18 protein-coding genes are annotated in these 24,724 nt (G+C 75.8%); 7 read left to right on the top strand and 11 right to left on the bottom strand.

Annotation, left to right across the window (positions count from 1 at the left end):
• Positions 1 to 142: 142 nt before the first annotated feature.
• Positions 143 to 2,344, top strand: coding sequence for an ATP-dependent DNA helicase RecQ (locus J3P29_RS16905; protein ID WP_210495367.1), 2,202 nt, complete (start codon positions 143 to 145; stop codon positions 2,342 to 2,344).
• 144 nt (positions 2,345 to 2,488) lie between these two features.
• On the opposite strand, the gene J3P29_RS20920 is transcribed toward J3P29_RS16905, so the two are convergent.
• The 3 genes from J3P29_RS20920 to J3P29_RS16920 form a co-directional block, all read right to left on the bottom strand.
• Positions 2,489 to 4,732, bottom strand: coding sequence for a glyoxal oxidase (locus J3P29_RS20920; protein ID WP_210495368.1), 2,244 nt, complete (start codon positions 4,730 to 4,732; stop codon positions 2,489 to 2,491).
• 310 nt (positions 4,733 to 5,042) lie between these two features.
• Positions 5,043 to 6,506, bottom strand: coding sequence for a glucose-6-phosphate dehydrogenase (zwf, locus tag J3P29_RS16915; RefSeq protein WP_210495369.1), 1,464 nt, complete (start codon positions 6,504 to 6,506; stop codon positions 5,043 to 5,045).
• Positions 6,507 to 6,576: 70 nt separating this feature from the next.
• Complete coding sequence (locus J3P29_RS16920) at positions 6,577 to 8,022, bottom strand: MFS transporter (protein ID WP_210495370.1); 1,446 nt, start codon at positions 8,020 to 8,022, stop codon at positions 6,577 to 6,579.
• Between the two features lie 129 nt (positions 8,023 to 8,151).
• On the opposite strand from J3P29_RS16920, the gene J3P29_RS16925 reads away from it, so the two are divergent.
• Genes J3P29_RS16925 through leuA form a run of 3 tightly spaced genes read left to right on the top strand, consistent with a single transcriptional unit; the run spans position 8,152 to position 11,121 of the window.
• The gene (locus J3P29_RS16925; protein WP_210495371.1) at positions 8,152 to 8,613 is read left to right on the top strand and encodes a MarR family transcriptional regulator; all 462 of its coding nucleotides are present in this window, start codon (positions 8,152 to 8,154) and stop codon (positions 8,611 to 8,613) included.
• A 22-nt stretch (positions 8,614 to 8,635) separates the two neighbouring features.
• Positions 8,636 to 9,355, top strand: coding sequence for an FCD domain-containing protein (locus J3P29_RS16930; RefSeq protein WP_210495372.1), 720 nt, complete (start codon positions 8,636 to 8,638; stop codon positions 9,353 to 9,355).
• The gene (gene leuA, locus J3P29_RS16935; protein WP_210495373.1) at positions 9,352 to 11,121 is read left to right on the top strand and encodes a 2-isopropylmalate synthase; all 1,770 of its coding nucleotides are present in this window, start codon (positions 9,352 to 9,354) and stop codon (positions 11,119 to 11,121) included. Before J3P29_RS16930 ends, leuA begins: the two co-directional genes overlap by 4 nt.
• Before the next feature lie 54 nt (positions 11,122 to 11,175).
• Here leuA and J3P29_RS16940 read toward each other — a convergent pair whose 3' ends face one another.
• Positions 11,176 to 11,496 carry a hypothetical protein gene (locus J3P29_RS16940; RefSeq protein ID WP_210495375.1) on the bottom strand — a complete coding sequence of 107 codons (321 nt, stop codon included), beginning with the start codon at positions 11,494 to 11,496 and terminating at the stop codon, positions 11,176 to 11,178.
• 133 nt (positions 11,497 to 11,629) lie between these two features.
• On the opposite strand from J3P29_RS16940, the gene J3P29_RS16945 reads away from it, so the two are divergent.
• Positions 11,630 to 12,145: a MarR family transcriptional regulator gene (locus tag J3P29_RS16945; RefSeq protein ID WP_210495376.1), complete on the top strand. Its 516-nt coding sequence runs from the start codon at positions 11,630 to 11,632 to the stop codon at positions 12,143 to 12,145.
• A 63-nt stretch (positions 12,146 to 12,208) separates the two neighbouring features.
• Here the strand turns inward: J3P29_RS16945 and J3P29_RS16950 are convergent, their stop codons facing one another.
• Positions 12,209 to 12,757 (bottom strand): dihydrofolate reductase family protein, encoded by a 549-nt coding sequence (locus J3P29_RS16950; RefSeq protein ID WP_210495377.1) that lies wholly within the window; start codon positions 12,755 to 12,757, stop codon positions 12,209 to 12,211.
• Positions 12,758 to 12,879: 122 nt separating this feature from the next.
• On the bottom strand, positions 12,880 to 13,395 hold the full coding sequence (locus J3P29_RS16955) for a hypothetical protein (RefSeq protein ID WP_210495378.1): 516 nt from the start codon (positions 13,393 to 13,395) through the stop codon (positions 12,880 to 12,882).
• Between the two features lie 301 nt (positions 13,396 to 13,696).
• Between J3P29_RS16955 and J3P29_RS16960 the strand changes: the two genes are divergently transcribed.
• Positions 13,697 to 15,136: an L-fucose/L-arabinose isomerase family protein gene (locus J3P29_RS16960; RefSeq protein WP_210495379.1), complete on the top strand. Its 1,440-nt coding sequence runs from the start codon at positions 13,697 to 13,699 to the stop codon at positions 15,134 to 15,136.
• 99 nt (positions 15,137 to 15,235) lie between these two features.
• Here the strand turns inward: J3P29_RS16960 and J3P29_RS16965 are convergent, their stop codons facing one another.
• Positions 15,236 to 16,711, bottom strand: a complete 1,476-nt coding sequence (locus J3P29_RS16965) for an MFS transporter (protein WP_210495380.1) — start codon at positions 16,709 to 16,711, stop codon at positions 15,236 to 15,238.
• Between the two features lie 52 nt (positions 16,712 to 16,763).
• Here J3P29_RS16965 and J3P29_RS16970 point away from each other — a divergent pair, with 52 nt between their 5' ends.
• On the top strand, positions 16,764 to 17,378 hold the full coding sequence (locus J3P29_RS16970; RefSeq protein ID WP_210495381.1) for a TetR family transcriptional regulator: 615 nt from the start codon (positions 16,764 to 16,766) through the stop codon (positions 17,376 to 17,378).
• Between the two features lie 23 nt (positions 17,379 to 17,401).
• Here J3P29_RS16970 and J3P29_RS16975 read toward each other — a convergent pair whose 3' ends face one another.
• The 4 genes from J3P29_RS16975 to J3P29_RS16990 form a co-directional block, all read right to left on the bottom strand.
• A complete protein-coding gene (locus J3P29_RS16975) occupies positions 17,402 to 17,767 on the bottom strand; it encodes a VOC family protein (RefSeq protein ID WP_210495383.1) in 366 nt (121 codons plus the stop codon).
• Between the two features lie 158 nt (positions 17,768 to 17,925).
• Positions 17,926 to 21,105, bottom strand: a complete 3,180-nt coding sequence (locus tag J3P29_RS16980; protein WP_210495384.1) for a M14 family zinc carboxypeptidase — start codon at positions 21,103 to 21,105, stop codon at positions 17,926 to 17,928.
• Entirely contained in the window at positions 21,102 to 23,486 is a 2,385-nt protein-coding gene (locus J3P29_RS16985) for an Ig-like domain-containing protein (RefSeq protein ID WP_210495385.1), read from the bottom strand. The genes J3P29_RS16980 and J3P29_RS16985 overlap by 4 nt, the downstream gene beginning before the upstream one ends.
• Positions 23,487 to 23,836: 350 nt before the next feature.
• Positions 23,837 to 24,724 carry an NAD(+)/NADH kinase gene (locus J3P29_RS16990; RefSeq protein ID WP_210495386.1) on the bottom strand — a complete coding sequence of 296 codons (888 nt, stop codon included), beginning with the start codon at positions 24,722 to 24,724 and terminating at the stop codon, positions 23,837 to 23,839.

The raw sequence follows: 24,724 nt of genomic DNA on the forward strand, positions 1-24,724 counted from the left end.
CGGCGTGGGCGCCGGCGGCCCGGCGCGGCGGGGCGCGGACGGGTGCGGCGGGTCCGCGGCGGCGCGTGCCGGATCCGCGCCGCGACCGTGCCGGACCGCCGCCGGCGACCGCTCCGCCGGGCCCGCGGGCTACGGTCCAGGGGTGCACGACGCGCTGACCCGGCTGGCCGCCGTCTTCGCCGATCCCGGCGCCCCCGGCGCGTCCGACGAGCTGCAGGCGGTCCGCTCGCGGTGGAAGGCGCTGAGCGCCGAGGAGCGCGCCGCGCTGACGCCGGTCGCGAAGCTGGCGGCCGAGCGCATCGCCGCCGCCGAGGCGGAGCGCCGACCCTCCCTCTTCGACGCCGCGCCGCAGCCGGTCGCCGTCGGCGGGGCGACCGAGGCGGCCGCGGCCGACGCCGCGCCCCGGTCGGCGGCGGGCGACCGGTCGGGCGAGCACGCCGTCGCGCCCGACGCCTCGGCGACGGAGGAGGACGACTACCTGGCCTACCTCGCGTCGCTCGAGGCGGATCCCGGCCCGACCGACGACGGCGCCGAGGGGTGGGCCGGCGACGGGGGGAGCCACGCCGGGACGTACGACGAGCGGACCGTGCCCGCGGGGCCGCGGCCCGAGCGCGCGTCGCTCGCGGACGTCGACCCGGCGTCGCTCCTGCCGCTGCTGGGCCTGACGGACTTCCGGCCCGGGCAGCGCGAGGCGGTGCAGGCCGCCCTCGACGGCCGCGACGCGCTCGTCGTCATGCCGACCGGCGGCGGCAAGAGCCTCTGCTACCAGCTGCCGGCGCTCGCCGGCGACGACCTGACCGTCGTCGTCTCGCCGCTCATCGCGCTCATGCGCGACCAGTGCTCCCGGCTGACGGACCTCGGGCACCCCGCCGTCATGCTCGCGTCCGGGGGCGACGGCGAGGGCAACCGCCGCGCGCTCGACGAGATCCGCGACGGCAGCGCCAAGGTCTGCTTCGCCGCGCCCGAGCGCTTCGCGTCGGGCGCGTTCCGCGCCGCGCTGCGCACCCGGGCCATCGCGCTGTTCGTCGTCGACGAGGCGCACTGCGTCAGCGAGTGGGGGCACGACTTCCGGCCCGACTACCTGCGGCTGTCGTCCGTCATCGGCGAGCTCGGGCACCCGCCCGTCATGGCGTGCACGGCGACGGCCACGCCGAAGGTGGCGGACGAGATCGTCGCGCGCCTGGCGCTGCGGGAGCCGACGCGGATCCGCTCGGGCTTCGACCGCCCCAACCTGTCCTTCGACGTCCTGCCGTTCGACGGCGAGGGCTCCGTCGCCCGCAAGCGCGCCACGCTCGTGGCGGGCCTGGGCGATCCCGCCAACCGCCCGGCGGTCGTCTACTGCGGCACGCGCAAGAGCACCGAGGAGATCGCCGACCTGCTGACCGCCGAGGGCGTGCCGGCCGTCGGGTACCACGCCGGGATGCCCGCCGAGGAGCGCGCGGCCCGCCAGGACGCCTTCATGCGCGGCGACGCCGAGGTCGTCGTGGCGACGAACGCGTTCGGCATGGGCGTCGACAAGGCCGACGTGCGCTCCGTCTGGCACTGGGCGCTGCCGGGGTCGCTCGAGGCGTACTACCAGGAGGCCGGCCGCGCGGGCCGCGATGGCGCGCTCGGCCGCGCGGTGCTGCTGGCGTCGCGCGCCGACCTGGGGCGGCTCGTGCGGTTCATCCGCGAGGCCGAGGTGACGGTGGACGAGGTCGGCGCGCTCGTGGGCCGGCTGCAGGCGCAGGCGGGCGAGGACGGCACCGTCGACGCGGACCCCGGCCAGGACCGCGACCGCATCGCGCTCGCGGTGGCCGAGCGTGCCGGCGCCGTCGAGCTGGAGCCGGGCCCCGGCGGGCGGCTGCGCGTGCGCGTCCTGCCCGGCCGCGTGGACCACGGGCGCGTCGCCCAGCTGTGCCGCGCGGCGACGGACCGCCGCTGGCAGGCGTACCGCTCCATCGAGAAGTACGCGTCCGCCGACAACCAGGTCTGCCGCCGTCGGCAGCTGCTCGACCACTTCGGCGACCCCGAGGAGGGCGCGCCGCTCGGCCGCTGCTGCGACGTGCACGACCCCGTCGACTGGCTGCCGCCGATCCAGGTGAAGGGCCGCGCCCGGCGCTCGGGCGCCGCGCCGGTCGAGGACGGGCCGCCCGTCCCGGACGAGGCGCTCGCGCCGCTGAAGGCGTGGCGCCGCGACCGCGCCGACGGCAAGCCTGCCTACACCGTGGCGACGGACGCGACGCTGCGCGAGGTCGTACGGCGCCAGCCGTCCACGCCGGACGAGCTGCTGGCCATCAAGGGCATCGGGCCCTCGTTCGTCGAGAAGCACGGGGCGTCGCTGCTGGAGCTGCTGGCCGGCTGACGCCCTGCGATCCGGCGGCCGGCGTCGTGCGGTCGCCGGATCGCGTGGCGGCTGGCGGCGCGCGGTCGTCGGCGCGGGCGGGGCCGGGCGCCCCCGGTGCCGGGCGAGGAGCGGCGCGCACGAATCGGACGGCGGCGACGCGCGTCAGCGGCCCCGGGGCCGCACCCGCACGGCGACGGTGCGCCGCGAGACGTTGCCCGCCCCGTCGCGCGCGACGACCCGCACGGTCCCCTGCAGCGTCCGACCGTCGCGCACGCGGGCCCGGGCCGCCGGCGCCAGCGGCACCCGCACGCGGCGCGCCAGCCGGCCGCGCGTCAGGCGCACGCGGACGGTCCGCGCGCCGGCGAGGCGCGTCCGCACCCGCAGGGTCACCCGCGCCGGCTCGTCGGCACCGACCCGCAGCCCCAGCGCCCGGGCGCCCCGGTCCGGCCGGAGCGCCACGACGCCCACGCGCGGGCCGCGCCGGTCCAAGGCCGCCGGACCCGGAGCGGGCGCGCCGGACCCGCCCGCGCCGTCCGGCCCGCCGCCGTCCGGCTCGCCGTCCCCCGGTCCGCCCGGACCGCCGCCGCCCGGCGGCGCTCCGGCGTCCCCGGACACGCGCACCCACCGGGCCACCGACGGGGTGCCCGCGTCGTCCCACACGAACAGCAGGTACCAGCCCGGCGGCGCGACCGCGGGGCCCGCGGGGCCGACGACGTCGACGCCGCGGCCGTCCGGTCGCCGGACGACGGGCAGCTCGGCGAACGCGCGGTTCATGTCGACCGCGTGGGTCACCGCCGTCGGCGCGACGAGCGTGGCCCGGACGACGCGCCGCCCCGGAACCTCGTCCACGCCGAGCGTGAACGGCGCGCGCCAGCCGACGGCGTCGGGCCCGGCCGTGATGGCGGGCCGCGGCGCCAGGCGGTCGCCGTCGAAGAGGTAGGCGGGCTCGTAGAGCTCGCCACGGTCCTGCGGCGTCTCCGCGCCGCGGTGCGGGGTGTCGTCGTCGCCCCAGTAGTCGTCGCCCGCCGACAGCACGCGGCCGTCCGGCAGCAGCACCGCCGTCGAGTGGTAGCCACGCCACTTGGCCTGCGCCGGTCCCAGCCGCCAGCGGCCCTCGCCGGGGTGCCACAGCTCCACGCGCTTGAGCTCCTGCCGCCCGGCGGTGCCGTTGTTGCCGGCGCCCTGGTCCGCGGCGTCGAACCCCGCCGCCCCGCCGACGTACGCGAACCCGCCGTCCGGCAGCTGCACCAGCGTCCCGTACGAGCGGGCGACGTTCAGGGCGGGCACGGGCGCGCCCGGGCCGCTCTGCCACGCCGGGGAGGGAGCGGCGAAGTCCATCGACTCGACCGCGGCGGTCGCCGGCAGGAACGACCGTCCGCCCGGCGCCACGTCCCAGTCCCAGCCGTAGCCGCCCAGGAACAGCATCCGCGCGGTGCCCGGCAGCAGCGCCGCGCTGCCGCCGACCCGCGCGGCCGCGAGGGTGCGGGGGCGGGCGCTCCACGGGTCCGCGCCCCGGTCGAGCCGGGCGGGATCGAGGACGCGCGCGTCCCCGCGGTACTGGCCCACGTACGCCACGCGGCCGTCCGGGAGCGTCTGCATGTGCGGGTAGAAGCCCTGGGTGGCGCGCTCGGCGGCCGGGTAGCGCGTGATCGTGCCCGGGGCGCCACGGACGGCGGCGGGACGGAAGACCTCGAGGTCGCTGTCGTCCGCGCCCTCGCCGCGCTCGTCGTACCCGGACGCGATGGCGATCCGGCCGTCGGGCAGCTCGGCCTGCGTGGGGTACCAGCGGCCCTTGCGCATCCGCGGCTGGACGGTCCACCGCTCCGTCCACGGGTCGAAGGAGTACGTGCCGCTCCATCCGCCGTACTCGGCGTGCCCGTCCCCGTAGCTCGGGTAGAACGCGTTGCCGCCCGCGACGAACAGCTCGCCGCTCGGCAGGAGCGACTGCCCGGAGCAGAAGATCGGCGCGGCGGCCAGGTCGTCGTCCGCGCCGTCGCCGTCGAAGTCGATCCACTCCTGCGGCGGGTCGATCCGCTTCGAGGCGCCGGTGCCCGGGTCGAGCAGGTAGAACGGCGCGGAGTTGTCGCGCGCCCAGCGGTCGTCGAGCGCGCCGCGGCCCCAGTAGGCGACCTTGCCGGTCGGCAGCAGCACCGCGTTGATCGCCCACGTCGGCAGGTCGATGCGGCGCGAGGACCAGCGTCCGACGGCGTCCGGGGCGCCCGCCGCGACGGTCGCGCGGGCCGCCGCGCGCCGGGCCCGGGCCGTCATCCGCGCGCGCTCGGCGGCGGGACGGGCCCGCCAGCGGCGCAGCGCGGCGCGCTCGGCCGCGTGCTCGGCGGCGTGCCGCGCCCCCAGCGTGCGGGTCTCCGCCCGCCGCAGCTGCGCCTCGGACGCCCCGGGCGGCACGGCCGTCCCGTGCGCCCCCGCGGCGGGCGGCGCGACGGCCAGCGCGAGCGCGGCCGCCGCGGCGAGCGGGCCGACGCGGCGCGCGACCGGCGCGGGGACGGCGGCCGCACCCCGTGCCGCCGCGGCGGCCGCCCGGCGCCCGACCGCTGCGGCGGCGCGCCGCGGCGTCCACCGGCCCCGGGGACGACCGTTCCGGGGACGGTGGACGCGCATCGACCCACCCCAGCAGGCCGCGCGGGCGCGCACCATCCGCCGGCCGCCCGGTCCGGCGCCCCACCGATCGGCGGACCCGGGCCTCCCCGCGCCGTCGCTAGTCGCCGTCCGGCAGCCGCCAGCCGCGCGGCGCCGGCAGGTCGACCGCCCGCTCGGGGCCCCACGAGCCCTGGGCGTACGGCTCGGGCGCCGGCGGGTCGTCGAGCACGGGCTGGCAGACCTCCCACAGCCGCTCGATCTCCTCCGCACGGGTGAAGAGCGTGTGGTCGCCCAGCATCACGTCGTGCAGCAGCCGCTCGTACGCCTCGAGGCCGCGGTCCTCCGCGAAGGCCGCCTTCACGTCCAGCTCGAGCGCCGCCGGGCCGAGCTCGAGCGACGGGCCCGGCACCTTCGCGAGCAGGTCGACGGCGACCTTCGGATCCTCGGACAGCTCGAAGACGATCTCGTTGGGCCGGTCGCCGGGCTCGGGCACCGCGGACTGGCCGCGCACCGCGAACATCCGCATCGGCGGCTCGCGGAAGCCGACCGTCACCGTCCGCCGGCCCTCGGCCAGCGCCTTGCCGGTGCGCAGGTAGAACGGGACGCCGGTCCAGCGCCACGTGTCGACGCGCGCCTCGAGCGCCACGAACGTCTCGACGTCGGAGTCGTCGTCCACGCCCTCCTCGTCGCGGTAGCCCTCGTACTGCCCGAGCACCACGCGCTCGGGGTCGAGCGGCCGCAGCGCCTCGAAGAGCTTCATCCGCTCGGCGTGCAGGCCGCGCGCGTCCAGCCGCACCGGCGGCTCGAGCGCCACGAAGCCCAGCAGCTGCAGCAGGTGCGTGACGATCATGTCGCGGAACGCGCCCGTCGCCTCGTAGAAGCTGGCGCGCCCCTCGATCGTCAGCGCCTCCGGCACGTCGATCTGCACGTAGGCGATGTGGTTGCGGTTCCACACCGGCTCGAACAGGCCGTTGGCGAAGCGGAAGGCCAGGATGTTCTGCGCCGCCTCCTTGCCCAGGAAGTGGTCGATGCGGAAGATCTGGTCCTCGTCGACGACGTCGTGCAGGCGGTCGTTGAGCTTCTTCGCGCTCGGCACGTCCGTCCCGAACGGCTTCTCGACCACGAGCGACGCCCCCTCGGCGATGCCCGTCTCGCCGAGCATGCCGACCATCGGCTCCATCGCCGCCGGCGGCACCGACAGGTACACCAGGCGCGGGCCGATCTCGCCGTCCAGCTCGCCCTCGGCGGCCCGCACGGCGTCGGCCAGGTCCTGCCCGTCGTCGGCGCTGGAGACGACGAACGACAGGCGGTCCGAGAACGTCCGCCACTCGTCGTCCGTCAGGTCGTCGGGACCGAACTCGTCGAGCGCCTCGCGGACCTTGTCGCGGAACTCGTCGTCGGACCCGGGCGAGTGGCGGCCCGAGCCGATGATGCGGAAGTCGTCGGGCATCAGCCCGGCGCGCATGAGCTTGAAGAAGCCGGGATAGAGCTTGCGCTTGGCGAGATCGCCGGTGGCGCCGAAGAGGACGAGGACGCGCGGCTTCAGCGTGGGGGTGTCGCCGGACGGGGCGGATGCGGCCATGCCTGGATAGTGCCCCGACGGGCCGCCGGGCAAGCGGGGGCGGGGGGATGCGCCGCTCCGCGCGCCGGCGTCACGGCGTCGGGGCCGCCCGCCGCGGCCCGGCGCCGACGCGGCGCGCCGCGAGCACGAGGCCGAGGGCGACCGTCAGCAGCCCGACCGCCACCAGGAACGTCACGCGCGTCCCCTGCGCGACGGCGGCGGGCGCGGCGGACCGGACGTCGCTCGTGCCGGCCGCCAGCGCGAAGACGGCGCCCATCACCGAGGCGCCGGTGATCAGGCCGAGGTTGCGCGTCAGGGCCAGCACGCCCCCGGCCACGCCCCGCCCGTCGGCGGGCGCGCCGGCCATCACCGCCGCGTTGTTGGCGGTCCCGAACAGCGCGTAGCCGGCGGTGACGACGACGAGCGGCGCCACGTAGCCGGCCACCCCGGCCGCCGTGGGCAGGATCGCCAGCGCCGTGGCGCCGGCGACGAGGGCGGCGAGCGCCGACGCCCTCGCCCGCGGCGCCCCGACGCGGTCCGTCAGCCGGCCGGCCGGCGTGCTCGTCAGCGCGGCCACCGCCGGGCCGACGGACATCACGAGCCCCGTCGCCGCGGGCCCCAGCCCGAGGCCCTCGGTCAGGTAGAACGGGCCGACGACGAGCGTCGTCATCATCACCGTCGCGACGAGGCCGTTCGCGGACAGCCCGGCCCGCAGCGTTCGCGAGCGCAGGACGGCACGGGGGACCAGCGGCGCGGCGGCGCGCCGCTGCGCCGCGGCGAAGAGCGCGACCGTCACGCCTGCGGCCCCGAGCGCCGCCGCGTTGGCGAGCCCGGGGTCGCCGTCGCCCAGGGTCATGGCGAGCGTGTAGAGCGCCAGGCCGACGGCGAGCAGGACGGTGCCGCGGACGTCGAACGCGGAGGCCGGACGGGCCCGGCGCGGGCCGTCGCCCGGCACCCGGCCGGCGACGAGGACGACGGCGGCCGCCCCGACCGGGACCACGAGGGCGAAGACCCCGCGCCAGCCCGCGACCGAGACGAGGACCCCGCCGAGCGACGGCCCCGCCGCGGTGCCGACCGCCGACATGGTGCCCACCAGCCCCATCGCCCGCCCGGTGCGCTCCTCGGGCACCGCCTCCGCGACCAGGGCCACGCCCAGGCCGAGCACCGCCGCCGCCCCCAGGCCCTGCAGGGCGCGGGCGGCGACGAGCGTCCCCAGCGTGGGGGCCGCCGCGCACAGCGCCGAGGCCGCGGTGAAGACGACGAGGCTGGCCAGCAGCAGCCGGCGGCGTCCCAGCAGGTCGCCCAGGCGCCCCGCCGCCACCAGCAGGGTGGTGCTGGCCAGCAGGTAGGCGAGCACGACCCACTGCGCCCGCTGGAAGGACGCGTCGAACGCGTCCGCGAGCGTCGGGAGCGCGACGTTGGCGACGCTCGTGGCCAGCGACGCCGCCAGGACGGCGAGCGCCAGGCCGGCGAGCGCGCCGCGGCGGGCGGGGGTGCCGGGGTCGGGGGCGGTGACCGGGCGGTCGGGGACGGGCATGGGCTCTCTCGTTCGCTATATGTGTGCGCACGCACTCGTGCGGGCGCCGTCGGCGTCCCGGTGGTGGCGCTTCCGGAACGGGAGCCTACACATGCGTGCGCACGCATATGTTTCGGAAGGGGACCTGACATGGATCGGCACGCCGCAGGTGACGCGCGCACGGAGCTGTTCGAGGTGGTCGGCGTGCTCGCGCGCCGCCGCTTCCAGGCGGCCGAGCGGGCCTACGCGCCGCTCGGCCTGGGCCACACCGAGGCGCGCCTGCTCGGGATGCTCGCGGCCGCGGCCGAGGGCGCCACGCAGGACGCGCTCTCGCGGCGGCTGTCCGTCGACCGCAGCAACGCCGGCCGGGCGCTGAAGCGGCTGGAGCAGGCCGGGCACGTGGAGCGGCGTCGGTCGCCCGCCGACAGCCGGACGAACCTCGTGGCGATCACGAGGTCCGGGCGGGCGCTGGCGCGGCGGGTGGCGGACCTCCGCGGGCAGATCGCCGACGAGCTCTTCGCCGGGCTCTCGGCCACCGAGGCGGCGGAGGCGGCGGCACTCCTGCGCCGGGCGTCCGGCGACGCGGGCGCCCCTCAGACGACAGACGTCTGATGACTCGCGCTACGCTGCACGGGTGCCGTTGCCGAACATCGCCCGTGGGCGCCTGAGCGACCTGGCGGTCCAGGGCCTGCGGGAGCAGCTCGCCGCGGGCGCCTGGGCCGTCGGCGAGCGCCTGCCGCCCGAGGCGTCGCTCGCGTCCGACCTGGGCGTCGGGCGCTCGACGCTGCGCGAGGCCGTCCGCGTGCTCGTCGACGCCGGGCAGCTCGAGACCCGCCAGGGCTCGGGCACGTTCGTGCGCGCCCTGCAGCCGCCGCCCGAGTGGGAGGCCCGCGTGCGCCGCGCCGCCGTCCTCGAGGTCTACGAGGTCCGCGAGGCGCTCGAGGTGCAGGCCGCGCGCCTGGCCGCGCTGCGCCGCACGGACGCCGACCTGGTCGCCATCGACGCCGGGCTCGCGGGCCGGGAGGACACGCGGCACGGGCTCGGCGAGCCCTTCGTCGACGCCGACCTGGCCTTCCACGCCGCCGTCGTCGCCGCCGCGCACAACCCGCTGCTGCAGGAGATGTTCGACTCGTTCCTGACGGTGCTGCGCGCCGCCCTGATCGAGGTCGTCACCGACGTCGCGATCGACGAGGTCGACACCGCGGACGCCCACGCGCAGCTGGCCGCCGCCATCCGCGACCGCGACCCCGAGGCCGCGGCCGCCGCCACCCACGCCAACGTCTCCGTCACCGCCCGCGGCCTGCGCGAGCTGGTCGACGCGGCCCCCGACACCCCGAGGACCACCCGCTCATGACGACGCCCGAGCACACCGCCGACCGCGTACCGGGTCAGCCCGCCTGGAACCCGCAGCGCCCCAGCGGCCTCCCGTCGGGCCGCTACCGCCCCTTCCACGAGCGGGTGCCGTTCGACCTGCCCGACCGCGAGTGGCCGGACCGGCGGATCGAGCGCGCGCCGCTGTGGGCGGCGGTCGACCTGCGCGACGGCAACCAGTCGCTCGTCGACCCGATGGACGCCGCCCGCAAGCGCAAGATGTTCGACCTGCTCGTCGGCCTGGGGTTCAAGGAGATCGAGGTCGGCTACCCCGCGTCGGGCGCCACGGACTTCGACTTCGTCCGCAGCCTGATCGAGGACGACGCGATCCCCGACGACGTGCGCATCGCCGTCCTGACGCCGTCGCGCCCCGAGCTGATCGCGCGGACCTTCGAGGCGCTGCAGGGCGCGGGCAACGTGCTCGTCCACCTGTACGCCGCCACGTCGCGGCTGTGGCGCGAGCAGGTGCTCGGCGTCGACGCGGACGGCCTCATGGGCCTGATCCGCACCGGAGCCGAGGACCTGCTGCGCGGCGCCGAGGCGATGACCGGCGCCGACGTGCGCCTGCAGTTCTCGCCCGAGACGTTCTCGCTCACCGAGCCCGAGGTGGCCCTCGCCGCCTGCGACACCGTCACGGGCGTGTGGCGCCCGGACGAGTCCTCGCCGATCGTGCTCAACCTGCCGACGACGGTCGAGGTGTCGACGCCGAACGTCTTCGCCGACCAGATCGAGTGGATGGACCGCAACCTCGCCCGGCGCGAGGGGGTCATCCTGTCGGTCCACCCGCACAACGACCGGGGGACCGGCGTCGCCGCGACCGAGCTGGCGCTCATGGCCGGGGCGGACCGCGTCGAGGGCTGCCTGTTCGGCAACGGCGAGCGCACCGGCAACGTCTGCCTGATCACCCTGGCGCTCAACCTGCACACGCAGGGCGTCGACCCGCAGCTGGACCTGTCGGACATCGACGCGGTCCGCGAGACCGTCGAGTACTGCAACCAGCTGCGGGTGCCGGAGCGCCACCCGTACGGCGGCGACCTGGTCTACACGTCGTTCTCGGGCACCCACCAGGACGCGATCAACAAGGTCTTCGCCCGCCGCCAGCGCACGGCCGACGAGACGGGCGTGCCGGTCGACGAGCAGCCGTGGGAGGTCCCGTACCTGCCGATCGACCCGCACGACGTGGGCCGCGACTACGAGGCCGTCATCCGCGTCAACAGCCAGTCCGGCAAGGGTGGCATGGCGTACCTGATGAAGGCCGAGCACGGCCTGGAGCTGCCCAAGCGCCTGCAGGCCGAGTTCTCGCAGCTCGTCCAGGCCCGCACGGACGCCGAGGGCGGCGAGGTCTCCGCCGCGCGGCTGTGGGACATCTTCTCCGACGCCTACCTGGCCGGCAGCGCCACGCCGTGGGGCCGCTACCGCGTGTGGGAGCACCGCACCGCGTCGCAGGCCGACGGCCGCGACCAGCTCGACGTGCAGCTCGACGTCGACGGGCGCCCCGAGCACCTGCACGGCCTCGGCAACGGCCCGATCGACGCGTTCCTGCAGGCGCTCCGCGGCCGCGGGGTCGAGGTGCAGGTGCGCGACTACGTCGAGCACGCGATCGGCGCGGGCGGCGACGCGAAGGCCGCGTCGTACGTCGAGTGCGAGATCGACGGCGCCACGTGGTGGGGCGTCGGGATCCACGAGAACATCGTCCGCGCGTCGCTCGACGCGATCGTCAGCGCGGTCAACCGCGCGGTGCGGGGGTAGGGCGCGGGCCTGCACGCGGGGGCGAGGACGGCCCTCCGCCGGCGTCCGTGACGCTCACGCGCGCGGTCGGCGCGCCAGGACGTCGCGCACGACGGCGGCCGTGGCGGCCGTGACCGCCGCGATGGCTGCGGCGGCCGTCGCGGCCACGGCGACAGCGAGGGCGATCAGCTCGCGGTCCTCCCAGAGCAGCTGGTCCGCCGTGCACGTCTGGGCCCGTTCGCCCGGCGGGCCGCAGTCCTCGAGGGTCGGCCCGGGCAGACCGACGGCGTGCCCCGCCACGAGGTTCGTCGCGACCCAGCACGCGACGGCGAGCAGCGCGAGGACCCAGGCCGCACGGAACGCCCGGCGGGCGAGGGGGCCGAGGGCGGGGGACATCGCCCCAGGGTAGTCCGGTGCGGGGCGGCCGTCGGTGGTGCGGGGCGCGGCCCATGACCGCCGGCCGGACCGCTCGCTAGCCTGCGGCGACCGTGCCCGCCCGTGACGAGCGCCGCCGGCGAGGGGGACCCGCGTGAGCGGCGCCCCGCGCGACGGCGTCCCCGAGACCTTCGCCGAGCCCGTCGTCCCGGACGACGTCGAGCACCTGCAGTCCTCGGTGAACTACCTGGCGATGTGGGCGGCGTCGGGCCGGCTGCGCCGCGACCTGATGGCGGCGGCGGACTTCCCCCTCGCCGACGACGTGCCGGCGTTCCTCGTGATCAACCGGCTGCTCTACATCGGCGCCGCGCGGCCGACGGCGCTGGCCGAGGCGCTGCAGACCGGGCGGTCGAACGTCTCGAAGATCGTGCGCCGCCTGGAGGACGCGCGCCTGGTCGCGCGGGTGCCGGACCCCGACGACGAGCGGGCCGTGCTCGTCGCGATGACGGCGGACGGCCGCGCGGCGGCCGAGCGGATCGCCGCGGCGGGGCGCGAGATGGCGATGGCCGAGGTCGGCGACCTGACGGCCGACGAGGTCGAGACGCTGCGCGTGCTGCTGGCCAAGGTGGCGCGGGGCCTGAGCCGGCGCTACCCGCTCGACCGCGTGTGAGCCTCGGCGCGCGTGGCTCCGGGTGCGGCGGCCGCAGGGCCGGCGGGTCGGGGCGCGCCGGCCTCAGGACCGTCGGCCGTAGCGCAGCCAGAGCGTGCCCGAGGCGAACGTGCGGCTCTCCAGCAGTCGCAGGTCCAGGCGCTGCGGCGGCAGATAGCGCTTGCCGGCGCCGACCACGACGGGGACCACCCACATGCGGAACTCGTCGATCAGGTCGACGACCGACGCAGCCAGCGTGGCGCCGCCCAGGTCGAGGTGCCCGCCCGGCTGTCGCTTGAGCCGCGCGATCTCGGCGCGGGCGTCGGCGGAGCGGACTAGCCGGCAGCCCGCGCCGACCTCGTCCAGCGTGTCCGAGAAGACGATCCGCGGCCGCGCCACGTAGGCGCGGGCGAACTCGCGCTCGATCGGCTCCTCCGCGTCGACGGCGCCCGGCCAGTACGGCTCCATCGTCTCGTACATCCGGCGGCCGAACAGGAACGCCTGCGCCGCCTGGGCCTGGGCGTTGGCCAGGCGGTGGACCTCGGCGTCGGGCGCCGACCAGTCGAACGCGCCCGTCTCGTCCTCGACGAACCCGTCGAGCGACACGCCGAGGCTGTAGACGAGCGTCGCCATGGCTCGACTCTGCCAGACGCCCGACGGGCCGTCAGGCGATATACGTCATCGCGGCGATCGCGGTGAGCACGAGGAGCACCTGGGGGCGCGGCACGCGTGTCGGGAGGCCGATGAGCCCCCGGTCACCGGGGGTTGCAACCAAGCGCGCGAAGCAGCGCGTGACTCTCGCGGATCGTGGTGATGTGCAGCACCGCGTCCACCTTGATCGGGCGCTTCACGCCTTCGATCTTGATCTCCAACGGGACGACTGCCCCGTCCTGGCCCTTCCGGGCCGCCGGCGGGGGATCGTCCTGGCCGACGGAGTTGCCGTAGCAGTGTCGCGACGCGCGGCCGTACGCTTCGGCTTCGGCGTCCGGGCCCGCCCCCTGCACGTAGAACAGCGCGCCGGCTCCGTCGTCTCCGGCCGGCAGGCGCCGATTGAACCGGGCGCTAACCGAGACCGACTGCGGCGGCTCACCCGGCTCGACCTTGCTGCCCAAGATCACCGGCTGACGGGTGAGGTGGTAGCCGCCGGCCGCGTGCTTGGGCAGGTCCTTCGTCGGCGTCGGCCGAGCCGGCTCTCGTCCTCCGCTCCCGGTGGAGGCACCGGAGGACGAGCTCCCGCACGCCGCCGCGCTGAGCGCGGCGAGCGTGAGCATTCCGATCGTCGTCCTTCTGAGCGTCATAGCCGGTTGCTGGGGGGCGCCGCAAGCGTACTTCTGCGTTGCGGTCCGCGTGCAGAGATGCGAGCGGAACGCCCGGCCGGGAATGAACACCCAGCGTCCCAGTCTCGCGCGCGCCGGGGTGGCCCGCCTCCGCGCCGGGACCGCGGGCCGCGCGCTCCGACAAACTATTGTCCTGGCGACACAAAACGCGCTATGGTCGCCGCAGCCCGCCCCGGACCCCGCGACCCGCGCGGGGCGCCGCGGCGTCCGACCCGCGTGCCGAGGAGGCCCCGCCGTGACCCCGCCGACCCCCACCGCCGACCTGCTGCCGCCCGTCGCCCGACGCCAGGTCCGGATCGGGCTCGTCGCCGGCGGCCTGGGCACGTACTGGCCGCAGTTCCCGGGCCTGCTGCCGCAGCTGCAGGCGTCCGCGCGCTACGTGTCGGAGCGCTTCCGGGGCATGGACGCCGAGGTGATCGACGCGGGGTTCGTCTCGGACGCGCAGGAGGGCGCCACCGCGGCCGAGCTGCTGCGCCGGGCCGACCCCGACCTGATCGTCCTCTTCCTGACGACGTACCTGACGAGCTCGATGGTGCTGCCGATCGCGCAGCGGTCCGGCGCGCCCGTGCTGGTCATCGACCTGCAGCCGACGGAGCGGATGGACCACGCCACCTTCGACACCGGCGACTGGCTCGCGTACTGCGGGCAGTGCTCGGTGCCCGAGGTCGGCAACGTCTTCCGCCGTGCCGGCGTGCCGTTCCGCTCCGTCTCCGGTCACCTGCGCCAGGACGCCGCGTGGGCGCGCGTCGAGCGCTGGATCCAGGCGGCGAAGATCCGCGCCGCGCTGCGGCACGGCCGGCACGGCCTGATGGGGCACGTCTACCCCGGCATGCTCGACGTCTCGACCGACCTGACCCTGCTGCCCGCGACGTTCGGCAGCCACGTCGAGGTGCTCGAGCTCGACGACCTGCGCCAGCGCGTCGAGCGCGTGACGGACGCCGAGACGGCCGCCCGGATGGACCTGGCGCGGCAGGTCTTCACCCTCGACGACACCGTGCAGGACGAGGACTTCGCGTGGGGGGCCAAGGTCTCCGTCGCGCTGGACCGGCTCGTCGACGACTTCGCGCTCGACACCCTCGCGTACTACCACCGCGGCCTGGACGGCGAGCTGCACGAGCGGCTGGGCGCGGGGATGATCCTCGGCGCGTCGCTGCTGACCGCCCGCGGCGTGCCGGCCACCGGCGAGTACGAGCTGCGGACCTCGGTCGCGCAGCTCGTCACGCAGGTGGCCGGGGCCGGCGGCTCGTTCTGCGAGATCCAGGCGCTGGACTTCGAGGACGGCGTCGTCGAGATGGGGCACGACGGCCCGGCGCACCTGGCGGTCGCCAGCCGCGACCCGCTCCTGCGCGGGCTCGGCGTCTTCCACGGCAAGCGCGGCTGGGGCGTGTCGGTCGAGTTCGACGTCCGGCCGGGCCCCGTGACCCTCGTCGGGCTGGGACAGGACCGCGACGGCACCCTGGCCCTGATCGTCTCCGAGGGCGCCGTCGTCCCCGGTCCGCTGCTGGCGATCGGCAACACCACGAGCCGCGTGGACTTCGGGCGCGACCCGGGGGAGTGGGTGGACGAGTGGTCCGCCACGGGCATCGGCCACCACTGGTCGCTGTCGCTCGGCCACCGCGCGGCGGACTACCGCGCCGCCGCCGACCTGCTGGGTATCCCCTTCCGCGTGGTCTGAGTCGGCGGGGGCGGTGCGCCCGCCCCCGGCCGTGCGCGGCGGGCGGCCCCAGCGCGCGGCGGGCGGGCGCCCGCGTCCGGGCCGGGCGCCCACGCCCGCTCAGGCGGCCGCGGCCGGCGCGGCCTCCTCGTCGGCGGCGCCCGCGGCCACCGGGATGACGAGGGCGATCGCGGCGCCGACGAGCGCGGCGCCGGCGCAGATGGCGAAGAGGGTGCGGTACGCGCCGAGCGACGGCAGCGCGACGCCGGCCAGGGTGATCGTCTGCGACGCCAGAAGCGTGCCGCCCGCCGCGCTGGCGAGCGAGCTGCCGACGCTGCGGAAGAGCGTGTTGAGCCCGTTGGCCGCGGCCAGCTCGCGCCTGTGGGCGCCGCGCATGATCAGCGCCGGCATGGCGGCGTAGGCGATGCCCGTGCCCGCGCCCGCGACGGTCGTGCCCAGGATGATCTGCCAGAAGGCGTCGACCAGCACGATGCGCAGGAGGAAGCCGACCGCGACGATCGCCGCGCCGATCGCGAGCGTCAGCTTGGGGCCGTAGCGGTTCGTCAGCTTGGCGGAGACGGGGGAGAGCAGCAGCATCGCGACGCCGCTGGGCAGCATCGCCAGGCCCGACGCCAGGACGGACGTGCCGAAGCCGTAGCCCGACTCCGGCGGCGCCTGGACGTACGAGGCGGTGCCGATCAGGCTGGCGAAGAGCGCGAAGCCGACGCACAGCGACGCCACGTTCGTCAGCAGCAGGCCGGGCCGGGCGTTGCTGCGCACGTCGACGAGTGGCGAGCGTGTGCGGCGCTCGGTCAGCACGAACACGACGACCAGGACCGCGGCGGCGGCGAGCAGGCCGAGCGTGCGGGCGTCGCCCCAGCCCCAGCGGTTGGCCTGCGCGAGCGGCAGCAGCAGGCAGACGAGCGTGGCGCTCAGCAGGACGGTGCCCACGACGTCGAACCGCTCCTTCGCCCGGCCGCGCTCGGGGGCGTCGACGGCGAACGCGATGCCGACGACCGCGGCGACGCCGCCGGCCGCGCAGATCCAGAAGAGCACGTGGTAGTCGGCGTGCTCGGCCACGAGCGCGGCGAGCGGCAGGCCGAGCGCGCCGCCGATGCCCAGCGTGGCGCTGACGAGCGCGATGCCGCCGGCCGCCCGCTCGCGCGGCAGGACCGAGCCGATCAGGCTGATGCCCAGCGGGATCGCCGCGGCGGACACGCCGGTGATCGCCCGGCCGACGATCAGCAGCGCCAGCCCGTCCGCCAGCGCGCAGACGAGCGAGCCGGCGGCGAGGGCGCCCGCGGCGACGAGCAGCATGCGGCGCTTGCCGAGCATGTCGCCCAGCCGCCCCATGACGGGCACCGCGATCGCGCCGACGAGCAGCGTCGACGTCAGGAGCCAGGCCGCGTCACCGGTCGACGCGCCGACGTCGGCCTGGATCTCGCCCATCACCGGGACGAGCAGCGACTGCGTCAGGGCGACGAGCACGCCGCAGACCGCCACGATGGCGAGCGCGGCGACCTGGCGGGGCTCCCATCCGTCTTCGTGGCCGGCGGACGGCGCGTGGGCGGGGCGGGGTACGGTCGTGCTGGACATGGCCTCTCGGATCTCGTGGCAGTTTCTGCCTCGTGGCAGAATATGCCACAGCATGGAGCGCGATACGTCGTCGACCCCCGCGGCGCCGCCGACCCTGCGCGAGCGCAAGCGCGCCGAGGCCCGCGCCCGCACGGTCGACGTGGCGCTGGCGCTGTTCCGCGAGCGCGGCTACGAGGACGTGACCGTCAACGACATCTGCGCGGCGGCGGACATCGCGCCGCGGACGTTCTTCCGGTACTTCCCCGGCAAGGAGGACGTGCTGCTCGAGCCGGTGCGCACGATGGCCGAGCGCGTGACCGCGTTCGTCGACGCGGCGCCCGCGGACGAGGACGACGCGACGGTCGTGCGGGACGCGATGCGCGACCTGGGCGCGCACACGCTGGCGGACGGGGGCCGGGTCCTCGGCGCACTGACCGTCGTCTCGCGCACGGACGTCCTGCGGTCGTCGCCGGCGCTGCTCATGGCCGGCCGCGAGCGGGTCCTCGCCGACCACCTGGCGGGCCGGGCCGGCGACGGACGCACGGCGGACTGGCGCACGCGGCTGCTCGTCGCACGGACGGTCGCGGGGTTCCGGGTGTGGCTGGACGAGGTCCGCCTGGAGCGGGTCGCCGACCCGCTCGCGCTGCTCGACGAGATGCTCGCCGCGGCCGCCGCGGCGCAGGACTGACGCGCGACGGCCGCGCCGCGGCTTCAGTCCCGCGGCGTGTGGCGGTGGTGCAGCATCAGGTCGTTGCCGTCGGGGTCCGTGAAGAGCGCCATGTGGCAGACGCCGGTGTCGAACGTGTCGCCGGCGAAGACGACGCCCTTGGCCTCGAGCTCGGCGCGCGCGGCGCCGACGTCGTCGACGTGCAGCGCCAGGTGGCCGTTCTTCTGCGGGGCGAAGGTGCCGCCCATCCGCTCGGGCTCCCAGAGGGCGACGCACGTGTCGCCGATCCAGAACTCGTACTCGGCGCGGTCGTCGCGCCGCAGACCGAGCGTCTCGCCGTAGAACCGGCGGGCGCGGCCGAGGTCCTGCGTGGGGACGGAGACGAAGTCGAGCGAGGCGATGGTGGGCATGGTGTGGTCCTGTGATCGGGTGCGGTGGCCGCAGCATGCCCGTTCCAGCGGTCAGGGGGTGACCGCTTTCGTCCCCGGCGTCCCGATCGGCCCCCGGGAACGACCGCGCCCCCGGCGCCGCGAGGCGGCCGGGGGCGCGGATCTGCGTGGGGTAGGGGCTACAGCTGGCCCATGCGCACCTTCACGCCCTGCTTCCGCACCTGCTTCATCAGGCGGTCCACCCAGTCGTGCCGGTCGTGGAAGTCGTCCGACGCGCGGGCGTCGCGGATCGTCAGGGTGACGACCCGCACCTTCGCGCCCGACGCCTTGTACGCGACCTTGCCGCGCAGCGCCTTCGGCAGCTTCGCCGCCTTGACGGCGCGCTTCAGGCCCGCCAGGTGCTTGCGGGCCACGACGAGCTGGAAGTCCTTCGTCGTGTCGTGCTGGCGCTTCGTGGTCGCCTTGCGGACCTTCGGCCGCTCGGCCTTCGGCAGCGCCGGCTCGGCCTCGACCGTCGTCTTCGCGGTCAGCGCCTTCGGCGCGTCGGCGATCGTCTCGGGCGTGACCTTCGCCGGGGCCGCGTCGGCCGGCAGCGTCGGGGTCGTCGGGAACATCGCCGCGTTCAGCAGCAGGCGCTCGTCCTGGTCCTTCCAGGCGCGGAAGAACACGTTCCAGCCGAACACCGTCGAGCGGCCCGCGCCGAGCGCCGTGCCGGCCACGGCCGGGCGACCGTCGAGCAGGCCGGGGCCCGTGGCGTTCACCGACAGGCCGTACTTCTGGCCCTTCAGCGACGCGTCGGAGTTCAGGTCCGACGCGTAGCGCACGACGGCGGCCGTGGCCCCCGTCACGCTCGCCGGGTCGTACATCGGGTCGCCGGACTGCCGGTAGATCCAGCCGCCGCGGTCGAAGCCCCACGCGACCGGGTCGCTCGTGTCGAACGTCGCGTCGTACGTCGAGCCGGGCGTCCGCATCGTGGACGGCACCGGGTTCGTCGTGATCGACGAGAGGCCGGCGTTCGTCGCGCTCGAGGTGCCGTTGGCGCCCGAGCCCACGTACCGACCGCCGCCCGAGACGAACGCCTGCACCGCGGTGCGCGACGTCGTCGACAGCGCGTAGTTCGGGTTGATGATCGCGGTGTAGCCGCCGGACGTCAGCTCGCCGGCGTCGATCTGCGCCGAGGTGATCGGCCGGACGACGGACCCGGACAGGCCCTCCTTCACGCGGAGCACGAACAGCGCCTCGCAGAAGTTCGCCGCGCTGCTCGCGCCGCAGTAGCCGTCAGCGGTCAGGTTGCCCGACGTGCCGCGGTAGAGCGGGTTCGGCGGAACCGTCGCCGACCCGGTGTACAGGCCGATCTTCGGCGCCGTCATCCGCTTGCGCGCGACGGGATAGCGGTCGAGCGCCTGCACGGGCGTCTGCCGGGCCTTCGCCAGCGCGTTCAGGTCCACGCCCTTCGCGGCGAGCGCGTCGCCGTCCACGAGCGCCGCACCGGTCAGGTACCGCGTGCCGCCGGCCTCGAACGCCGTCGTGCCGCGCGAGACGTCCACGCCCTTGTCCAGCAGGTCGGCGGCGAGCAGCAGGCTCTTCGCCGAGTCCGTGTTGAACGCGAACACCTTCGAGCGGCCGGACGGCGCGCCGCCCAGGTCGGGCGTGCCGATCTGCGTCAGGTCGGTGGGCACCGAGGTCGCGTCGGTCAGGTACCCGTCGCCCGCGAGGCCGCGCTGGAGCCCGTAGGACCAGGTCACGACGTCGTAGTAGAAGGGGTACGGGATGAACGGGTTCTCGCCCATCACGGCCTGGATCCAGTGCTTCATGCCCTGGGCCATCGGGATGTAGAGCGTGCCGGCCGGCAGCGTCTGCGTGCCCGCGGTCTTGCCGTACTCCTGCACGCCCTTCAGCGTGGTGTCGGCGTTCAGGCGGAACACCTTCACGCCGACCTGCTGCATCTCCGTCAGCAGCTTCGCCACGTCGCCGGTGTGCTCGCCGGGACGGAAGAAGTAGCCGCAGACGCGCTTGTCCGCCGGGATCGGGTTGACCTCGTCGTGCAGCGGCGAGACGAGCTTGTTCGGCTGCAGGACGCAGTCCGCGCCCTGCTGCACCGCGTCCTGCCACTGCTCGACCCACGCCCGCGTCGTCGCGACCTTGTCGTTCGCGATCGTGTTGATCGTCGTGTCGATCGCCAGGAAGTGGTCGTAGACCTGCTTGGGATAGACCTCGGCGTTGCCCTTCTCGTAGGTCATGCCGGCCGCGCCCATGATCAGCGACGGGACCGTGTCGCCGTACTCGGGCGTGAACAGGTCGTACTGGCTGTAGTTGTTGTAGAGCGTCGAGGTGTCGTTGAACGCCCGCTGCAGCGACGGCCCGATCTTGTTCTGGATCGTGTCGAGCGAGAACGACGAGATCTCGTGGTGGACCGGGTCCTCGTTCGGCGGGAAGAAGTACGCCGCGCCGCCCTGCTGGTGGGCGTCGATGAAGAACAGACCCGGGTAGTCGTTCATCTTGGGGATGAACGCGCTGTTCTCGACGTAGTTCCGCGTGCCGAAGTCGCGGTTGGGGTCGAAGCCGTACGCCGTGTAGCGCGTGACGGCGTCGCGGCCGTCCGGGTTGCGGACGAGCTGCAGGAACAGGTCGAGCGTCGCGACCCGCTTGACGTTGGCGCAGTCCGTCCGGGCCGCGAGCTCGTAGAGCTGGCGGGTGATGGACTCGCCGGCCGCCGACTCGCCGCCGTGCGGCGTGGCGGTGATCCAGCCGAACGCCGGGCGCTCGGCCGCGGCGTCCAGCCCCTGGTCCTCGGGGATGTCGCCGGCGCGGACGCCGCGCCAGAACGCCGCGTCGTCGCGACCGTCGTCCAGGTTGGCGATGTTGACCGGCGTGCCGACGGCGTAGAACGCGATCCGCTTGCCGAGCGACGACGTGCCGATCTCCTTCGGCACGACGCGCACGCGCGGGTTGCTCGCCGTCGCCTTCACCAGGTAGTCGGCGTAGCTCAGCAGCACGTCGCTCTGGTTGCGGCCGGTCGGGTTGGCGGGGTCGCTGCCGACGCCGCCGGGGGTGGCGCCGCCGCCGGCGCCGGTGCCGCCGGCGCCGAGGGGCGTGACGGCCAGCGGCGCGAGCTCGGACGGCGAGGCCTGGCCCGGCACGCTCGGCGTCAGGTCGGCCGGCAGGGTGCCGCCCTTCACGGCGGCCCAGTACTGGTCGAAGGACAGGATCGACGGGTCGTAGGTGACCGCGGCCGGGCAGGTCGCGGGCGCGTCGGCCGCGACCGAGGCCGCGGGCAGGGCGGCCGCGCCGACGAAGGCGGCGGCGCTGGCGGCCAGCGCGAGGAGACCCCGCGTGGCCCGGGTGCGACGGGACGTCACGAGAACCTCCGGCTGTTGGACGTGGCGGCGAGCACCGTGTTCCCGCGGAAGCGGGCGCTCACCGTGTACCGCTGGTTCGACCGCGGGGCGGTCACGGAGCGGCTGAAGGTGCAGGACCGCGACACCTTCACCTGCTGGTTGAGGAACGACCGGCCGGCGCGCCTGAGCACGACGGTGACGGTGCCCTTGCAGCCCTGCGCCTTCGTCACCCCGGCGGGGCGCACGACGGTGCCGCGGACGGTGCGGCGGACGCGGCCGCCGGAGAGGGCCTTCTTCGCGATCCGCAGGCGGACCGTGGCGCGCAGCTTCGGCACCCGCACGGTCGTCGTGACGACGCTCGTGCTGCCGTCGGCGCCGACGACCGTGGCGGTCAGCGCCTGGGTGCCGACGTCGGCGCCCTTCGGACGGAACCGGCAGGCGTACGGCGCCTGGGTGGAGCGGCAGACGAGCCGGCCGCCCAGGCGGACCTCGACGGCGCGGACGCCGGAGCCGGCGCTGACGGCCAGGTCCAGCGACGTGGTGCCCGACACCGTCTTCGGCACCGTGGCGAACCGGATGCTCGGCGCGGTGACCGGGGCCGGGACGGGCGCCGGGCCGGGCATGCCGACGGGCGGCGGGGTGGCCGGGGAGCAGGCGACGGTCACGACCGTCGGCTCCGAGCGGGTGGTCTGGCCGGCGGAGTCGCTGACGAGCGCCGTGTAGGCGTGCGTGCTGCCGCACTGCGCGCCGGCGGGCACGTCGATCGTCGTCGACAGGTCGGCGCCGGTGACGTCGCCGACCAGGGTGGCGCCGTCGTAGAAGCGGACGCGGCGGACGCCGAAGTCGTCCTGCGCGCCGGCGGTCAGCGTCAGGCGGCCGCCCGGGGCGACGGTGTCGGCGCCGGCACGGACGGTGACGTCGGTCGGCGCGGCGTCGTCGACGGGCATGGGGGCGTCGGCGATCGTGAACTGGCCGGCGTCGGGGTCCGACATCACGCCGTTGCGGTACGGGTAGAAGTCGACCGAGCTCGAGGTCGTCGCGGCCGGCGTCTCGCTGTCCGCGACGCCGGTGCCGCCGACGGGGTTCTCGGGCCACTGCGGGTTCCCGGTCGGCGAGATCACCGGACCGGTGTTCGTCGTCCGGTAGATGCCCAGGCCCCACCAGTTGTTCTCGGCCAGCAGCAGGTTCTGGGCGCCGCTGGCGTTCGTCTTCGTGCCGGTGTTCGTCGTGGTGCCGTCCAGGCCCAGGTTGAGGGCGCCGTAGGCGTTGTCGACGATGTTCGAGCGCGTCACCGACGTGTTGTAGGTGCGCGACAGGCCCGTCGAGACGGGCTGCGTCGTCAGGTACGCGCCGACCAGGCGGATGCCCGCGCCGAGGGTCAGGTTGGCGTTGTTCGTCGTGCTCTCCGGCGTGGTGCTCGGGGTGACGGCCGGACGGACCGGCGCGCCGGTGCCGTTGACCAGGTTCTGCGAGATGAGCGAGTCGCTGATCTGCGCCCGGGCGCCGGCGGTGACGCGCACGCCGTCCTGGCCGAACAGCGGGCCGGTCGTCAGGCTGTCGACGATGCCGCGGCTGCCGCAGCTGCCGGTGCCCTGGTAGTTGATGCACTGGGTGCGGCCGACGATCTGGTCGGCCACGAGCTCGCCGCGGTTCACCACGCCCGAGGGCACGAGCGGCGGCGTGTCGTTCGTCGCGCCGTCGATGAGGACGCCGTAGCGGTTGTACTTGTCCACGCGCGTCAGCTCGATGCGGAGCGTGCGCGTGCCGTCGACCGGCGCCGAGCGCGTCGCCGACGTCTGGACGATGCCGATGCCCGGCTGCGTGCCGCGGTAGCCGCCGACCTGCTGGTAGGCGGTGTCGCCCTCGGACGTGACGACGTTCGTCACGCGGCTGCGCGAGATCGTGCCCTTGGCGTCCAGGTAGACGATGCCGGCCTCGACGGCGATCGGCGTGTCGTCGGCGTCGTGGCCGTCGACGGTGACGCCGCTGATGTCGACGGCGATCGGCTTCGTCGGCGCGCCGACGACGGCGACGATGTCGCCCACGCCGTTGCGGATGTCGGGGGCGTCCTCGAGGATGCGCCCGCCCGCGACGCCGGACGCCTTGGGCGAGATGCGCACCAGGTCGGCGCCGGCGCCCTTGATGGTGAGCGGCTTGCGGATCGTCAGGGCGTTGGTGCCGACGGCGCCGGTGCCCTCGGCGTAGTCGCCGGCGCAGACGGTGACGGTGTCCCCCGGCGCGGCGGCGTCGACGGCCGCCTGGATCGAGGTGTACGGGGCGGCCGGGCAGTCGACGCGGTCGTCGTCGACCGCGAGCGTCGCCGCTCCGGCTGACGCCGTGACGACGAGACTTCCCAGGACCGCCGCGATCGCGGCGCATGGCCGCGGGGCGAGGTTACGCACAGATGGTTCCTGTCGCTGATGAACGCGGAGCCCGTCGGCGGGAGGCCCGACGACGGGGTGCTGCGGCGCGCGGACGTCGCCGTCCGCGCGCGAGGAGAGCGCGGAAGGCCGTGTGGCCGCCTTCCGCGTGCGGCGCCGTGCGCCGTCACGCGCTCACGAGAAGGCGAGCAGGTGGCCGCTGGACCACCACGGACGGAGGGGTGCTGCTGGCACGGCTGACGCGTTCTCCATGGGATGCACGCCGGGATGGTCGGCGTGGGACGACGCTATCCGCGGGTGGGATACCGAACAAGCGCCCGGTCGTACAACGCGGGGCGCAGCGCCCTGTCCACGCGGACGGCGCCCCGCCCTCAGGCCACGAGCCGCAGTCGCCCGGGCGCGACGTCCACCGTCACCCGCTGCCCCCAGTCGAGGGGCACGCGGTCCTGCTCGACGCCGTCGCCGAAGAGGGTTCCGCCGTCGCCGTTCTCGCACACGATCTCGAGCGCGGCGCCCCCGCGGAGCGTGCCGCCCGTCAGGCTCGTGCCGGTGGCGGGCCCCGGCCACGCCTCGCGCACCATCCACGCGAGCGCCGGGTCCTCGGGGGCCGGGAGCGGCAGCGGCTCGGCGCGCGCGCGGTTGATGCTCGCCGCCCAGCCCGTCGCGCCGGTGCCGGTCGAGACGATGACGCCGCTCGACGACTGGTGCTCGCGCCGGCCGTCCGCGGCCAGGGCGTAGCGCGCCGACTGGTGGGTGCGGTGCCCGACGAACACCTCGTTGAGCGCCCGCAGCTCGCGACCGTCGTCGAGCGCGGCCCGCACCATCGTCCGCTCGGCCACCGTCGCGCGGCCCGCCGCGACGTCGGCGCACAGGTCGGCCGTGGCGGCCGGCGGGTGCGTCGTCAGCACGCCGGCGTTGCGGCCCGGCTCGGGGTCCAGGCCGACGACCGCCTGGCCGTCCAGGTACTTCGCGACGTTCGCGACCAGGCCGTCCTGCCCGAGGACGAGGACCACGTCGCCGTCCGCGAACAGGAAGCGGTCCAGCTCGTCGCGGGCCACCGTCGCCGTCCGCCAGTCGGGCGGGACGGCGCCGAGCACCAGGGCGCGGGCCTCCTCGTGGCGCAGGTGCCGCTCCTCCACGTCCGCCAGGTCCAGCCCGCGGGTGCGGAGGAAGAACCGCGCCTGCTCGCGGGTGCCGTGCCGCGCCAGCAGCTCGCGCAGCTCGGTCGGCCGCTCGACGAGGACCGCGCGCCGCAGCAC

This window comes from Patulibacter sp. SYSU D01012, from assembly GCF_017916475.1.
GTDB lineage: Bacteria > Actinomycetota > Thermoleophilia > Solirubrobacterales > Solirubrobacteraceae > Patulibacter.

What these genes read in the sequence shown, in the direction of transcription:
- J3P29_RS16940 (WP_210495375.1), bottom strand. Translation starts at nt 11,496, where the DNA reads ATGTCCCCCGCCCTCGGCCCCCTCGCCCGCCGGGCGTTCCGTGCGGCC.
- J3P29_RS16965 (WP_210495380.1), bottom strand. Translation starts at nt 16,711, where the DNA reads ATGTCCAGCACGACCGTACCCCGCCCCGCCCACGCGCCGTCCGCCGGC.
- leuA (WP_210495373.1), top strand. Translation starts at nt 9,352, where the DNA reads ATGACGACGCCCGAGCACACCGCCGACCGCGTACCGGGTCAGCCCGCC.
- J3P29_RS16920 (WP_210495370.1), bottom strand. Translation starts at nt 8,022, where the DNA reads ATGCCCGTCCCCGACCGCCCGGTCACCGCCCCCGACCCCGGCACCCCC.
- J3P29_RS16975 (WP_210495383.1), bottom strand. Translation starts at nt 17,767, where the DNA reads ATGCCCACCATCGCCTCGCTCGACTTCGTCTCCGTCCCCACGCAGGAC.
- J3P29_RS16970 (WP_210495381.1), top strand. Translation starts at nt 16,764, where the DNA reads ATGGAGCGCGATACGTCGTCGACCCCCGCGGCGCCGCCGACCCTGCGC.
- J3P29_RS16955 (WP_210495378.1), bottom strand. Translation starts at nt 13,395, where the DNA reads ATGCTCACGCTCGCCGCGCTCAGCGCGGCGGCGTGCGGGAGCTCGTCC.
- J3P29_RS16950 (WP_210495377.1), bottom strand. Translation starts at nt 12,757, where the DNA reads ATGGCGACGCTCGTCTACAGCCTCGGCGTGTCGCTCGACGGGTTCGTC.
- J3P29_RS16925 (WP_210495371.1), top strand. Translation starts at nt 8,152, where the DNA reads ATGGATCGGCACGCCGCAGGTGACGCGCGCACGGAGCTGTTCGAGGTG.
- zwf (WP_210495369.1), bottom strand. Translation starts at nt 6,506, where the DNA reads ATGGCCGCATCCGCCCCGTCCGGCGACACCCCCACGCTGAAGCCGCGC.